Here is a 13722-nt window from a genome sequence, read left to right as displayed (position 1 = left end):
AGGGGGCATGTGATATGGCAGAATATATTATAAAGAGCCGGGCAGTATTTGATGGTCGGGCGGATAGCTGTAAGCCGCTTGCTGTCTGGATCAAAGATGACAGGATAAAGAAGCTCCTGCCATATGATGAGACAAATGCCGTTCCGGCGGATGTTCCGATATACGATATGGGTGACAAGCTTGTCATGCCATCCTTTATCGATGCACATACCCATATATTTACCGGAGCGGTAGCCGCAAGTGAATATGTATGCAACACGTTGGATGCCTGCCATTCGGAACAGGAATGTGTGGAGCAGATGGCGGCATATGTAAAGGCGCATCCCGGACAGAAGCGAATCCGCGGAACTGGATGGTTTATCGGGAACTGGACGGAGGATCGTATGCCGGACAAACGAAGTCTGGATGCATATTTCCCGGATACTCCGGTATATCTGGAATGTGCGGATGCACACAGCATGTGGCTGAATTCAGCAGCACTTGCTGAAGCCGGGATCAGACCGAATCCGAGTCTTGCAAATGGCATGATCGAGACTTACCCGGATGGAGAGCTTACCGGAATGTTGATCGAACCGGAAGCCTATGCGCCCGCCATGGAAAAGTTCATGGATTTTACGGATGAAGAAATGATAGAAATACACAGACATTTCAAACAGGTACTTGCGGAGAACGGAGTTGCAGGCTTAAGTGAGATGTTTGCAGAAGATTATACAGAAGAGACTTATAAGAAATATGAATTGCTGAAAAAGCTGGATGATGAAGAAGGGCTGTATGCAAATGTATATGTCTACACGAAGTTATTTGGCTATACCTCATTTGAAAAGTTCTTTGAGATGAAGGAAAAACTAGATTCCAGACATTTTCAGATCACCGGTTTAAAGGGGTTTATTGATGGGGTGACGGAGACTTATACTGGACTGCTCTTAGAGCCATATACAGACCGCCCGGATACCTGTGGGGAGAAACTTCCGCTCTGGCCGAGAGCAAAGATGCAGGAGGAGATCACTGCGGCAAATGAGGCAGGCATACAGGTCAGACTTCATTGTATCGCAGATGGTTCTGTGCGCATGGCGCTTGATATGTACGAGGAAGCGGAAAAAAGAACCGGAAGAAAGGATCTCAGAAATACGATCGAGCATATCGAAAATATTCATCCCGATGATATCAGGAGATTCAAGGAACTGGATGTCGTAGCATCGATGCAGCCATATCATCTGATCCTGTCCAATAATGATAAGATCGTGCGGCTTGGAAAGAAGCGGTGCAGATATGAATGGCCGATGAAAAGTATCACGAATACAGGAGCGGCATTTGCAGTCGGAACGGATTACCCGGTTGTGGGATTAGATCCATTTCAGACAATCTATGCGGCAGTGACCAGAAAGGATGCAGACGGAAGAATATCCGGTCAGAATCCGTGGGAGGCCATTGATATGGCGACAGTCTTAAAAGGATATACCTACGGAGCTGCTTACGTCTATCAGGCAGAAGACCGAACCGGTTCGATCGAAGAAGGCAAATGTGCAAATCTCATCGTGCTGGATCAGAATCTGTTTACGATCGATCCTGAGAAGATACCGGATACCAAAGTGGTATGGAATATATTTGAGGGACAGACGATATATGACAGACTGAACAATCTGGCAGGTGCGAGTGGAATATAAGCCGTTGCAAACAGACAACCGGCGGAAGATAGATTTGGCAGATGTAAGTAGAAGGTAAGCCGGAAATCAATGGCAGAAAATATAGGATAAAGAAATAAGATGTTCTGATAACAGTATATAGATATTTTGATAACAGGAGGATATGAGTATGAGAAAGGTAAAGGTAGCGGCTACCCAGATGAGCTGTAGCTGGAATAGAGAAGAAGTGTTAGACAAGGCAGAGAAGCTGGTTCGAAAGGCAGCAGCAGAAGGTGCAAATATTATCTTGTTACAGGAATTATTTGAAACTCCGTATTTCTGTCAGAAGCAGAAATTTGAATATTTTGATCTGGCAAAGCCACTTTCAGAAAATGCAGCAGTAAAACGATTTACCGAGGTTGCAAAAGAGCTTCAGGTTGTTCTGCCGATCAGTTTTTATGAAAAGGCGGGAAATACAGCATTTAATACAATAGCGATCATTGATGCAGATGGAACGATCCTTGGAACATATCGTAAGACCCATATCCCGGATGGACTTCCATATGCGGAGAAGTTTTATTTTACACCGGGAGATACCGGATTTAAGGTATGGAAGACAAAATATGCAGATATCGGCGTTGGCATCTGCTGGGATCAGTGGTTTCCGGAGGCTGCCAGAAGCATGGCACTTCTTGGCGCAGAGCTGTTATTCTATCCGACTGCGATCGGAAGCGAGCCTACATTAAATGTTGATTCCAAGTCACACTGGCAGCATGCGATGCAGGGACATGCAGCAGCCAATATCATGCCGGTGATCGCATCGAACCGTATCGGAACCGAGACGGACGATGAATCTTCAATGACATTTTACGGTTCTTCCTTTATCGCAGATCAGACCGGAACGATCGTGGAGGAGGCAGACCGTGAGACAGAATCTGTGCTTGTCCATGAATTTGATCTGGATGCGATCGCACAGATGCGTAGAGAATGGGGCGTGTTCCGTGACCGCAGACCGGAGATGTACGGAACTTTGATGCACCATTAATTAAAAATATTTCAAGTATAAGATCACACACATAAGTTCAAGAATGAAGATTGCAGGAAGCCCAATGTAGAATTTGGGCTTCCTGATTTTATGTCGGAATAACAGCATACCAAGAATCGCACCAAAGATTCCGAACACTCCGGCGAGGATCAGGTGGGCTTCCGGGATGCGCCACTTGTGGTGGATGGCTTTCCATTTGTCGATGCCATACAGGAAAAATACGATCAGATTGATCAGGATATATGTACTTAAGAATAAATGATCTTTTATCAGTTCAAATAACATATGTGGTTGTACTCCTTTCATCCGTACAGACTGCTTTCACAGAGAAGAAGTTCGTTCCTTCGCAGTTTCCAGTCAAGCAGATTTTCATTATATGCATTTTAAGATGATTTTTGTGGATTGTCTATATTTATATTCTTGAAGCCTGTTTGATACGGGCTTATAATGATGCATAAAATAAGAAAGAAGGACGAAAGATGAATATACAGATCAGAGAATATAAAGATTCAGATATACAGGAGATGAACCGCATCTGGAACCGTGTGGTAGATGATGGAGTTGCTTTTCCACAGGAGGATGACCTGACAGAGGAGACAGGCAGGGGATTCTTTGCAGGCCAGACCTATACTGCGGTGGCAGAGGATACAGACACAGGAAAGGTGCTCGGACTTTATATCCTGCATCCAAATAATGTCGGACGCTGCGGTCATATCTGCAATGCCAGCTATGCGGTAGATGCGGATGTAAGAGGATTTCATATCGGAGAGAAGTTGGTGTCTGACTGTCTGGTACAGGCAAAGGCGTATGATTATCTGGTGCTGCAGTTTAATGCGGTGGTGGCTACAAATGTGCATGCAAGACACCTCTATGAGAGGCTTGGATTTACGCAGCTTGGAACGATTCCGGGTGGTTTTCGCATGAAGGATGGACACTATGAGGACATCTGCCCATATTACTTTGACCTGAGAACGCTACATTAGATAATTACAGCATGCAGTTAAATGTTTTGTATCGGAACATTTAAAATATTAGCATGCTGCAATTATCTTATCTGCCAAGTCTTTACGGATTAAAGTAATATGTTTAACAAAATATAATTTAAGAGCTAAGACAGTATGTGGCAGAAATATATAATGAAGAAAGCAGTATGTTTTCTTTACACAAGTCAATTAAAATGGTAAAATAATTAATATGCGTAATAAGAACGATATAATTTATTTGATGTGTCAAATAAGACTTTAGAATAGAAATCAGGATAGATAATCATGTTTAAATATAGATTTTTTCAGGTGATCCTTGCGATCGCAGTTGTAATGCTGATCGTGTCGTCTGCGGTGTTTATCTCATTCCAGGGAGTGAATATCAGTGAGGCAGAGTACACATCAGAGATGACCGGACGAACATTTGAGACAGATGGAGCAGATGGTTCGGAAACTGCTCTGACGGAGTTCGAGGCGTGGCTGGAGTACAGCATCATTGCGGATGGACTGAAGGAAACCGGAAATAATGTTGATTTTGATAAGGGAAATGTGAAGCTTTGCGACTATAACCTGACGCAGCTTAGACAGTTGAAGAAGGTGAAGGATGAGGCGAAACGAATGATGTTCCTGTCGGTGATCCTGCTTATCATAGGATTTCTGGCAGTAAAGAAAAGACGAATGTATGAGTGTGTCGTATGGGGCGGCGTTGCAGCAAGTGTGATCGGAATAGTATCACTGATCCTGCTCGCGGTATCCGGAAGCGGCATTTTCTATGGCGTTCGTGAGATGGTATTTAAAGGCAGGTATGATGTATTTTTCTCAGGGGATGACAGACTGATCGCGCTGATCCCGGATAATCTGGGACTTCGGATGTTCCTGATCTATACAGGAGTGATACTTGCCGGACTTGTTATTACGATCATAGTACGACTGATAAGCTGGCGAAAGACACAGCCACACAAATTCTAATATATTCAGGAGGGTTATATGAACAAGAGAATCAACGATTGGATCAACTGGGTACTGTATGATGAACTGATCGCAGGTAAACTGAATGCACCAAAGCATCTGCTGGGTATTCATGAATATGGGGAAGGACAGATCATCACAGCCTATCGTCCACATGCGGTGGAAGTGAAGGTTACATCCAGAACAGGTAAAAAAGTTCATACGATGGAGAAGGTAACGGATGAGGGATTTTATGCGATCTTTTTCCCTAAGAAGGAATTTAGCGGAACAAAATACAATCTGGTGACAACTTATGAGGATGGAACGACTGTTACGACAGCAGATCCATATGCATTTGACAGCCAGATTTCAGATTTTGATTCTTATTTATTTGCAGAAGGCAAGCACTACGAGATCTATAATAAATTTGGGGCACATCCGATGACGATCGATGGCGTAAAGGGAACCTATTTTGCAGTATGGGCTCCGGACGCGCGGAGAGTCAGCGTTGTCGGTGATTTCAATATGTGGGATGGTAATTTACATCCGATGCAGCTTCGACCAAACGGTGGAATCTATGAGCTGTTTATTCCAAATGTGCTTTCCGGCGCAGTATACAAATACCAGATTTTGACCCGTTATGATGAGATCTTATATAAGAGTGATCCATACGGAAATCAGGCACAGATGCGTCCGGACAATGGTTCGGTTGTTGCAGATCTGACGACCTACAAGTGGAAGGATACTGCATGGGTAAATAAGAGAAAAACCTACAGCAGAACAGATCGCATGAAGATGCCGATGACCATCTATGAGATGCATCTCGGTTCATGGAGAAAGAAAGTTGAAGACGATGACAGCGGCTTCTTCAGTTATAGAGAGTTAGCTCCGATGGTTGCGGATTATGTAAAGGATATGGGCTATACACATGTGGAGATCATGGGTATCGCAGAGTATCCGTTTGATGGTTCCTGGGGCTATCAGGTAACGAATTATTATGCACCGACATCCAGATACGGATCGCCGGAAGATTTCATGTATTTTATTGACTATTTACATAGTAAGGGAATCGGTATCATCTTAGACTGGGTACCTGCACATTTCCCGAAGGATGCACACGGACTTGGCAGATTTGATGGTATGCCGCTCTATGAGCATCCGGATCCAAGAAGGGGCGAGCATCCGGATTGGGGTACTTATATTTTTGATTATGGCAGAGCAGAGGTTGCAAACTTCCTGATCGCAAATGCACTTTTCTGGGTAGAGAAGTTCCATATCGATGCGTTACGGGTAGATGCTGTTGCATCCATGTTATATTTGGACTATGGTAAGCAGGATGGACAGTGGCTTCCAAATGAAAATGGCGGCAATGAGAACCTGGATGCAATTAAGCTGCTGCAGAATATTAATGCAGTTATGGAAGAAAAGAATCCGGGAGCATTCCTGATCGCAGAGGAATCAACTGCATGGGCCGGTGTGACTGCTCCGGCATCCATGAACGGACTTGGCTTCCTGTTCAAATGGAATATGGGATGGATGAATGACTTCCTCGAGTATATGAAGATGGATCCATATTTCAGAAGCTTTAACCATAACAAGCTGACCTTCAGCTTATCCTATACATATGCAGAGAATTATGTTCTTGTCATTTCACATGATGAGGTCGTACATCTGAAATGTTCAATGATCAATAAGATGCCGGGAAGCGAACCTCAGAAATTTGCAAATCTTCGTCTGGCATATGGTTATATGTATGGCCATCCGGGCAAAAAGCTGTTATTCATGGGTCAGGAATTTGCACAGCCGCGCGAGTGGAGCGAGGCAAGAAGTCTTGACTGGTTTGTCCTTGACAATCCGTTGAATCAGGGGGTACAGCGTTGGGTAAAAGCGTTAAATAATCTGTACAATGCGAATGATGCGTTATATGCAAATGACAGCGATGTGATGGGCTTTGAGTGGATCGACTGTGATCATCCGGATAAGGGTGTGGTTTCATTTATCCGTCGAGGTTCTACACCGAGTAAGCAGTTGTTATTTATCTGCAATTTCGTGCCGGTTGAATATGATAATTATGAAGTTGGAGCACCTTGCTTCACAACATATAAAGAAGTCCTGAATTCCGACGACGTACAGTTTGGCGGAGCAGGAAGATTAAACAGTGGTAAGATCAAGGCTATCGATAAGAAGACAGAACGCATGCCTTATTCGATCAGTGTAACAGTACCGCCACTTTCTACTGTTGTTCTGGAATATGATTACACCGATGTAACACCGGAGGATATTCTGAAGAAGAAAGAGGCAGAAAAGAAAGCGGCAGCAGCAAAACGCGCGGCTGAGAAGAAAACGGCTGCGAAGAAAACTGCAACGGAAAAGAAGGATGTAGAGACGACGGAAGTTGTAAAAAAGGAGCCGGAGAAGAAGACGGCTGCGACAAAGACAAAAGAAACAGTAAGTAAGACAAAGCCTGCACAGACAAAAGCGGCAGTTTCAAAGAAGACTACTAAGAAATAATAAAAAATGCTGGATCGTACTTGTGCGGTTCAGCATTTTTTGTAGGCATAAGGAGAAGACATGAAGATAGAAAAAGTAAGTATAGCGGATGCGGAGGAGCTTCTCGCAATCTATGCACCCTATGTAGAAGAAACAGCAATATCATTTGAATATGAAGTACCGTCTGTAGATGAATTCAGGAACAGGATCGAGCAGATCTCAGCAAAGTATCCATACATAAAGGCAGTCGTGGATGGGAAAATCGCAGGCTATGCATATGCAGCAGGTTTCAAAGACAGAAAGGCATATGACTGGTCAGTGGAAACAACGATATATATCCGAAAAGACTGCAGGCAGCTGGGGCTTGGCAAAGCCCTATATGAGAATCTGGAAAAACTACTGAAGGAAATGGGAATCCTGAACATGAATGCCTGTATCGCAAGTCCGGCAGCAGAGAGCGGACATCTGACGGATGACAGTTACAGATTCCATAAAAAAATGGGCTTTACGCTGGTTGGGCGTTTTCATAACAGCGGCTATAAGTTTGGTGAATGGTACGATATGATCTGGATGGAGAAGATGATCGGCGAGCACGAGAAGGATATGCCGGATGTAAGATTTGGTCAATGAAAAAGAAATTTATAAAAAACACTTGCAAAAAGATAATCCAAGCAATATAATACAGGAGAAGTGCAAAGAGGCACAGAGCGAGAAGCTCTGTGCCTCTTTAGTTTTCCAGGTATTAAGTTTTAGGAGGAAATTCAAATGAAAACAGGTACAGTAAAATGGTTTAATGCAAAAAAGGGATATGGATTTATCAGCGATGAGAATGGTGATGACATTTTTGTACATTTCTCAGCTTTAAATATGTCTGGTTTCAAAGTATTGGAGGAAGGCGATAAAGTTGAGTTCGAAGTAATTGAGGGAGAAAAAGGACCTCAGGCTGCAAATGTAACAAAGCTGTAAGCTGATACATAATGAAGATACCTCATGACAGATCATCGGTACTCAGAATTTTGAGAACCGATGATCGCCATGGGGTATTTTTTTCGGCTTCTTGCGGAAATCATGATTATATATTAGAATAGCGGCACAGGAGAAAGAAAACATGAACAATCCAATAAAAGAATTAACAAAGAAGGAGTGGATCATCTGGTTAGGATCTATTTGTATCGTATGCATATCGAACCTGCTGACAACAGATTTTGATCTGCTGACTCTGGTAGCTGCATTAGTGGGTGTAACTTCGCTGATCTTTGCAGCAAAGGGAAATGTATGGGCACAGATCCTGATGGTGATATTCAGCATCCTTTATGGGATCATTTCCTACCGGTTCCATTACTGGGGCGAGATGATTACATATCTTGGCATGACAATGCCTATGGCGATCTGGTCTATGATCACATGGCTCAGAAATCCGTCCGGCGGAAACGGAAATGTCGTAAAGATCCAGAAGCTGAACCGGAAGCACATCATAGGGCTTATTATATCCGGCGTGATCGTAACGGCAGTATTTTATTATATTTTAGTTGTATTCGATACCCCGAATATTATATTCAGCACCATATCGATCATAACCAGTTTTCTGGCAGCGGCACTTACGATGCTCCGTTCCTCGTATTATGCAGTATGGTATGCGGCAAATGATATCGTGCTGATCATTTTATGGGTGCTGGCATCCATGAAGAATCCTGCCTATATCCCGGTCGTTGTGAATTTCGGTATCTTCTTTATCAATGATATGTATGGCTATATCAGTTGGAAAAGGCGGGAACGTATACAGCTGTAAAATGCAGAAAAAGTGGGTTGTTGGTACTATTACTTTACACAAGAGAGTTTGTAGCTGTGGAGCTGAAGAAGTTATCGACTAATAAAAAACAGAATCCCCGCTATGGTGTGTTTTACTATTCATAAAGCAAGCCTTTGGGAGCGTCGGTTCTTAGTGAGTCGCTATATGCGACGAACTTTTCATAGGTATGGAATAGTGAGACAGGCAGAAAATAAATCAGCCCTTGGGGTATAGTATAACCCCAAGGACTGATTTATTTTCGTATGTGTGATTAGTTCTTCGAACAGCGGAACAGCAGATCCTCCCAACGGCGATCCACTTCCTCCTGATACTGAACGAGTAAATGCTCATTTTCGGGCTTGAACAAATGCTTGAAACGTCCCTGTGTCCGTAAGAAGTCCTCGATCGGAAGCTTCTTCTTAGGAGAATAGCTTAAGATCCATTTGCCTTCGATGACTTCAAATAAAGGCCAGTAGCAGGTCTCAACCGCCAGCTTACAGATATCCATGATCTGTTCGGTAGGATAACGCCAGCCACGAGGACAAGGAGCCATAACATTTAAGAAAGCAGCACCCGGTGTATAGATGGCTTTTTCGGATTTCTCATAGATATCACGCATATTACCAAGCAGAGTAGTCTGACCGACATAAGGGATATCATGAGCTGCCATAACCTGTGCCAGATCCTTACGGTTCTGCATCTTACCGTTTGACTGGGAACCGACAGGAGTGGTTGTTGTATCTGCATACATCGGAGTAGCGGAAGAACGCTGGATGCCGGTATTCATGTAAGCACCATTATCGTAGCAGACATATACCATGTCATGACCACGCTCCATAGCACCGGATAAAGACTGAAGACCGATATCATAAGTACCGCCGTCACCGCCAAATGTTATGAATTTATATGTTTCATCTAATTTACCCTTTTTCTTTAATACATGATAAGCAGTCTCTACACCGGAAAGGGTAGCACCTGCATTTTCAAATGCATTATGAATGTAACTGTCTTCATAAGCAGTATATGGATACATGAAGGTGGAAACCTCCAGACATCCGGTAGCGTTACCGATAACTGCTTTGTCACCCTCATGAAGGGCACGGAGTACATTACGAACTGCGATCGTACCGCCACAGCCTGCACACATTCTATGACCCGGAGCAAGACGCTCAGGCTTGTTCATTACTTCTTTAAAATTATATGCCATTTTGTCTTACCTCCTTACTTTCTAAGTCCAATATACTGATACTGTGGAATGGTCTTGCCCTGCTCGATCATTTCCTCTAACTGGTTAAATACATCGGTTGCTTCCACTGTTGTATAATCTCTGCCACCAAGACCGTAGATATAGCTGACAGCCTTTGTAGAAGCTCCGATATCATACAGGTGCTCCTTGATCTCAGCGGATAAAGGACCGCCGCCTGCACGGAAGCCTTCGGAACGGTCTAAGATCGCAACTGCTTTTGTATGAGTCAGCGCCTTTGCAATTTCTTCACCGGGGAATGGACGGAAGACACGGAGCTTTAATAAGCCGACCTTCTTGCCCTGTGCGCGCAATGCATCGATTGCTTCTTTTGTCGTTCCTGCTGCGGAACCGATCATAACGATCGCATAATCAGCATCTTCTAATTTATATTCCTCAAAGAAGCCGTACTGTCTGCCGGAGATCTTTGCGAAATCATTCGCAACATCCAGGATCACCTGCTTGGCATTCTTCATACCTTCGTTCTGATTCATTTTGGATTCCATATAGAATGGAGAAGTTGCATATGGACCGACTGCCATAGGCATCTTTGGATTCAACAGGTACTGTTCCGGATTGTATTCACCGACAAATGCTTTTACCTTGTCATCCTCTAACAGTTCGATATTCTCAACTGCGTGGCTGGTGATGAAACCATCCTGACAGATCATGATCGGAAGACGGACATCCTTGTGTTCTGCGATCCGGTAAGCCTGTACGAAATTATCATAAGCTTCCTGATTATTCTCTGCATAGATCTGGATCCATCCGGTATCTCTTGCACCCATACTGTCTGAGTGGTCGCAGTTGATATTGATCGGGCCGGATAAAGCTCTGTTTACAAGAGCCAGTGCAATCGGCAGACGATTGGAAGCTGCAACATAGAGCTCCTCCCACATCAGCGCCATACCGCAGGAAGAGGTTGCTGTTAAGACACGACAACCGGCAGCACTTGCACCGATCGCAGCACTCATAGCACTGTGCTCACTCTCGACCGGAATAAACTCTGTATCGATCTCACCGTTTGAAATATATGTAGAAACAAACTGTGGAATCTCTGTAGAAGGGGTGATCGGGAATGCCGGCATGACATCCGGGTTGATCTGCTTGATCGCATAAGACACCGCTTCATTTCCTGATAAACGTTCTCTGATACCCATTTATTTGCCCTCCTTCATCGTAATAGCACCAAACTTACACTGATAAGCACAGATACCGCAGCCCTTGCAGTGGTTCAGATCGAAGTCAAGACGTTTGCCGCCTACGACCGGGATGCAGCTGTCCGGACAGACCGGTGCACATAACAGACAGTGTACACATTTGCTCTCATCTATGACGGGAGTAGCAGTTCTCCATTCACCTGTGTTAAATGCTTTGGAAGTACCACCGCCGTACACATGGTTACCGGGTGTGATTTCTGTATATTTACTTTTTTCATGTATTCTGCTGATATCTGTTCTCATTACTTGGTTACCTCCTTAAATGCAAGCTCAAGGGCTTTCATATTTCCATCGATAACCTCAGGCTTCTTTGCAAATTTGTGCTGATAGGAAAGTCTCATATCTGCAAGGAAATCATCCTGCTCCATGATACCGCTGACTGCAACGATAGCAGCAAGCATAGGAGAATTCGGGAAGTTCTTGCCGAGTGTCTGCATCGAGATCTCCCGGGCATCTAATGTATAAACTTTTCCTTTGTAGCCATTTAAATGAGGACGAACCTCATCCGGTGTCTTTGGGGTGTTAATGACGATCGCACCATCTTCTTTTAATCCGGCGGTTACATCCACGGATTCCAAGAGGGACTCGTCAACGACAACAACATACTGTGGGGTGTAGATATTGGAATGAACGCGGATCGGATCGCTGCTGATTCTGTTATAAGCAGTGATCGGCGCACCCATTCGCTCCGGACCATATTCCGGAAAACCCTGAACGTATTTTCCTGTTTTAAAAGCTACGTCTGCAAGCAGCAGAGCAGCAGTTTTGGCACCCTGGCCGCCCCGGCCATGCCATCTGATCTCAATCGTATCTTTCACTTTTTAATCTCTCCTTGTGACTATAAACGCATCGATATGTCAGAATGAATATAGAAATGATTTCCCCTATTATTTCAGACAAATAGAAGGTTTATTGAAAAAAATTCTTAATAAAACGTAGACTTTTTTATTATATCATGTATAAATAAGAAGTAAATAAAAATTTTTTTGTAAATAAGAGAAGAAATTTGAACGAATAAAAGACGGAAAAGTGCAGATAACAGAATTTCGTCATAATGAAAAATGAGGTATAATGAATCGCACCAAGAATGTAAAAAAAGAGGAGAGAAAAATGTCAAAGGGGAAAAAAGTAAAGATCGTAATTGAGGGAATCATTCTGTTGTTTATTGTTTACTGTGTCGTTTTAAAGATGCTGCCGGTATCGACAGGAAGACTGTCAACATACGAAGAGATCAATGATGCAGTAGCAACAGCCGCTTCAAGGTATAAGAATACGGTTACGCTAAAGACAACAGGGGAACCGTATATGGATTATCAGTCGGTCCTTGACAAGCTGATGGAAAAGAATATGTATGCAGGTGGAGAATTCTATGCATTTTCTTATGTATATACGCCGGATTCAGGTGGAGAAAAGGTAGCGGTAAGGATCAGTCATATGAGCCGGTTAAAAAGCTTTCTTGTATTTATCCGTTCCGGTCAGATTTCGGGGAAGATAAAGGGGCTGTCAGATTACGAGAAAGTGAAAGCGGTACATGATTATATTATCTTACATAATGAATATAACCGCTCATCCGGTGGTGCATGTAATACTCTGTACAGAGGAGATTCGGCATGTAACGGATATGCGCTGGCATTTTATATCATTATGAAAAAGGCCGGAGTCCCTGTTACCTGTGAATACGGTTATGGACTGGAATCCGAGCATCTGTGGAATCGGGTTCAGGTGGATGGACACTGGTATAATATCGATCTGACATGGGATGATCTTGGTGGACAGAATGTCGGATATGATTATTTCCTTAAATCTGATGCGGACTGGCAGGGACATGATCATGGCGGTTCCGATGCAGAAGTTTCTATGGATGTGACAGGAAAGACGGCAGCGGAATATTATAGAATGTTCCCGAATTATAATGCGATCATGATCTGGTCGATCATCGGAGTGATCGCAGCAGGGTTTGCATTATATATCTGGCTGCTTGACCGGAAGATGAAACGGAAGAAGTTAGAGAAAGCCCGTCTGGAAGCACAGGAGGAAGCGCAGAGAATGGAAGAACTCCATAAGAGAATGCAGGTGGTTACAGGTGCATTTACAGATGAAGCGACCGTTCCGGCGAATGAAAATGCGGTCACGGACTATCAGACAGCACCATATACAACACAGATGGCAGAGAACGTAGATGAGACTATCATGAATCATGAACAACCTCAGACTGCGGATCTTTCTGAAAGTGCTTCACAGAATAAAAGCAGTGGTGCTCATTCGGGGTTCCGGTTGAAGCAGGATGATTAAAAATATAATAATGAAAACTTTCATCGGCATAGTTGTTCACAACTATGCCGATTTGTGTTAAAATAAACAGCGATTGACAAAATGAGAAAA

14 protein-coding genes are annotated in these 13722 nt (G+C 43.6%); 9 read left to right on the top strand and 5 right to left on the bottom strand.

Annotated elements, in window-relative coordinates:
- Positions 1–14 precede the first annotated feature (14 nt).
- Positions 15–1664: an amidohydrolase gene (locus OCV60_RS08750; RefSeq protein ID WP_262530043.1), complete on the top strand. Its 1650-nt coding sequence runs from the start codon at positions 15–17 to the stop codon at positions 1662–1664.
- Positions 1665–1812: 148 nt separating this feature from the next.
- Positions 1813–2667: an N-carbamoylputrescine amidase gene (gene aguB / locus OCV60_RS08745; protein ID WP_161117538.1), complete on the top strand. Its 855-nt coding sequence runs from the start codon at positions 1813–1815 to the stop codon at positions 2665–2667.
- On the opposite strand, the gene OCV60_RS08740 is transcribed toward aguB, so the two are convergent.
- Positions 2668–2952 carry a DUF1294 domain-containing protein gene (locus OCV60_RS08740; RefSeq protein WP_117785686.1) on the bottom strand — a complete coding sequence of 95 codons (285 nt, stop codon included), beginning with the start codon at positions 2950–2952 and terminating at the stop codon, positions 2668–2670.
- 194 nt (positions 2953–3146) lie between these two features.
- Between OCV60_RS08740 and OCV60_RS08735 the strand changes: the two genes are divergently transcribed.
- The 6 genes from OCV60_RS08735 to pnuC all read left to right on the top strand — a co-directional run bounded on the left by OCV60_RS08735 (position 3147) and on the right by pnuC (position 8877).
- Positions 3147–3650, top strand: a complete 504-nt coding sequence (locus tag OCV60_RS08735; protein WP_262530042.1) for a GNAT family N-acetyltransferase — start codon at positions 3147–3149, stop codon at positions 3648–3650.
- 285 nt (positions 3651–3935) lie between these two features.
- A complete protein-coding gene (locus tag OCV60_RS08730; protein WP_021944933.1) occupies positions 3936–4619 on the top strand; it encodes a hypothetical protein in 684 nt (227 codons plus the stop codon).
- Positions 4620–4637: 18 nt separating this feature from the next.
- A complete protein-coding gene (glgB, locus tag OCV60_RS08725; protein ID WP_262530041.1) occupies positions 4638–7109 on the top strand; it encodes a 1,4-alpha-glucan branching protein GlgB in 2472 nt (823 codons plus the stop codon).
- Positions 7110–7169: 60 nt separating this feature from the next.
- Complete coding sequence (locus tag OCV60_RS08720) at positions 7170–7718, top strand: GNAT family N-acetyltransferase (protein ID WP_117785689.1); 549 nt, start codon at positions 7170–7172, stop codon at positions 7716–7718.
- A 135-nt stretch (positions 7719–7853) separates the two neighbouring features.
- Positions 7854–8054 (top strand): cold-shock protein, encoded by a 201-nt coding sequence (locus tag OCV60_RS08715; RefSeq protein WP_008402657.1) that lies wholly within the window; start codon positions 7854–7856, stop codon positions 8052–8054.
- A 142-nt stretch (positions 8055–8196) separates the two neighbouring features.
- Positions 8197–8877 (top strand): nicotinamide riboside transporter PnuC, encoded by a 681-nt coding sequence (gene pnuC, locus OCV60_RS08710; protein ID WP_262530040.1) that lies wholly within the window; start codon positions 8197–8199, stop codon positions 8875–8877.
- Between the two features lie 271 nt (positions 8878–9148).
- Here pnuC and OCV60_RS08705 read toward each other — a convergent pair whose 3' ends face one another.
- From OCV60_RS08705 to OCV60_RS08690, 4 genes are read right to left on the bottom strand one after another with little or no spacing between them, the layout of a single operon-like run.
- The gene (locus OCV60_RS08705; RefSeq protein WP_008402654.1) at positions 9149–10084 is read right to left on the bottom strand and encodes a thiamine pyrophosphate-dependent enzyme; all 936 of its coding nucleotides are present in this window, start codon (positions 10082–10084) and stop codon (positions 9149–9151) included.
- A gap of 14 nt (positions 10085–10098) precedes the next feature.
- Positions 10099–11280, bottom strand: a complete 1182-nt coding sequence (gene porA / locus OCV60_RS08700) for a pyruvate ferredoxin oxidoreductase (protein WP_117822085.1) — start codon at positions 11278–11280, stop codon at positions 10099–10101.
- The gene (locus OCV60_RS08695) at positions 11281–11583 is read right to left on the bottom strand and encodes a 4Fe-4S binding protein (RefSeq protein ID WP_008402652.1); all 303 of its coding nucleotides are present in this window, start codon (positions 11581–11583) and stop codon (positions 11281–11283) included. It lies immediately after the preceding gene.
- Entirely contained in the window at positions 11583–12158 is a 576-nt protein-coding gene (locus OCV60_RS08690; RefSeq protein ID WP_021944928.1) for a 2-oxoacid:acceptor oxidoreductase family protein, read from the bottom strand. Before OCV60_RS08690 ends, OCV60_RS08695 begins: the two co-directional genes overlap by 1 nt.
- A 292-nt stretch (positions 12159–12450) precedes the next feature.
- Here OCV60_RS08690 and OCV60_RS08685 point away from each other — a divergent pair, with 292 nt between their 5' ends.
- Positions 12451–13632: a transglutaminase domain-containing protein gene (locus OCV60_RS08685; RefSeq protein ID WP_181983869.1), complete on the top strand. Its 1182-nt coding sequence runs from the start codon at positions 12451–12453 to the stop codon at positions 13630–13632.
- Positions 13633–13722: the final 90 nt, after the last annotated feature.

Origin of the sequence: Coprococcus ammoniilyticus (assembly GCF_025567345.1) — a bacterium.
Lineage (GTDB): Bacteria > Bacillota > Clostridia > Lachnospirales > Lachnospiraceae > Coprococcus > Coprococcus ammoniilyticus.
This window is presented reverse-complemented; position numbering and strand designations above follow the sequence as displayed.

What these genes read in the sequence shown, in the direction of transcription:
- OCV60_RS08750 (WP_262530043.1), top strand. Translation starts at nt 15, where the DNA reads ATGGCAGAATATATTATAAAGAGCCGGGCAGTATTTGATGGTCGGGCG.
- aguB (WP_161117538.1), top strand. Translation starts at nt 1,813, where the DNA reads ATGAGAAAGGTAAAGGTAGCGGCTACCCAGATGAGCTGTAGCTGGAAT.
- OCV60_RS08740 (WP_117785686.1), bottom strand. Translation starts at nt 2,952, where the DNA reads ATGTTATTTGAACTGATAAAAGATCATTTATTCTTAAGTACATATATC.
- OCV60_RS08735 (WP_262530042.1), top strand. Translation starts at nt 3,147, where the DNA reads ATGAATATACAGATCAGAGAATATAAAGATTCAGATATACAGGAGATG.
- OCV60_RS08730 (WP_021944933.1), top strand. Translation starts at nt 3,936, where the DNA reads ATGTTTAAATATAGATTTTTTCAGGTGATCCTTGCGATCGCAGTTGTA.
- glgB (WP_262530041.1), top strand. Translation starts at nt 4,638, where the DNA reads ATGAACAAGAGAATCAACGATTGGATCAACTGGGTACTGTATGATGAA.
- OCV60_RS08720 (WP_117785689.1), top strand. Translation starts at nt 7,170, where the DNA reads ATGAAGATAGAAAAAGTAAGTATAGCGGATGCGGAGGAGCTTCTCGCA.
- OCV60_RS08715 (WP_008402657.1), top strand. Translation starts at nt 7,854, where the DNA reads ATGAAAACAGGTACAGTAAAATGGTTTAATGCAAAAAAGGGATATGGA.
- pnuC (WP_262530040.1), top strand. Translation starts at nt 8,197, where the DNA reads ATGAACAATCCAATAAAAGAATTAACAAAGAAGGAGTGGATCATCTGG.
- OCV60_RS08705 (WP_008402654.1), bottom strand. Translation starts at nt 10,084, where the DNA reads ATGGCATATAATTTTAAAGAAGTAATGAACAAGCCTGAGCGTCTTGCT.
- porA (WP_117822085.1), bottom strand. Translation starts at nt 11,280, where the DNA reads ATGGGTATCAGAGAACGTTTATCAGGAAATGAAGCGGTGTCTTATGCG.
- OCV60_RS08695 (WP_008402652.1), bottom strand. Translation starts at nt 11,583, where the DNA reads ATGAGAACAGATATCAGCAGAATACATGAAAAAAGTAAATATACAGAA.
- OCV60_RS08685 (WP_181983869.1), top strand. Translation starts at nt 12,451, where the DNA reads ATGTCAAAGGGGAAAAAAGTAAAGATCGTAATTGAGGGAATCATTCTG.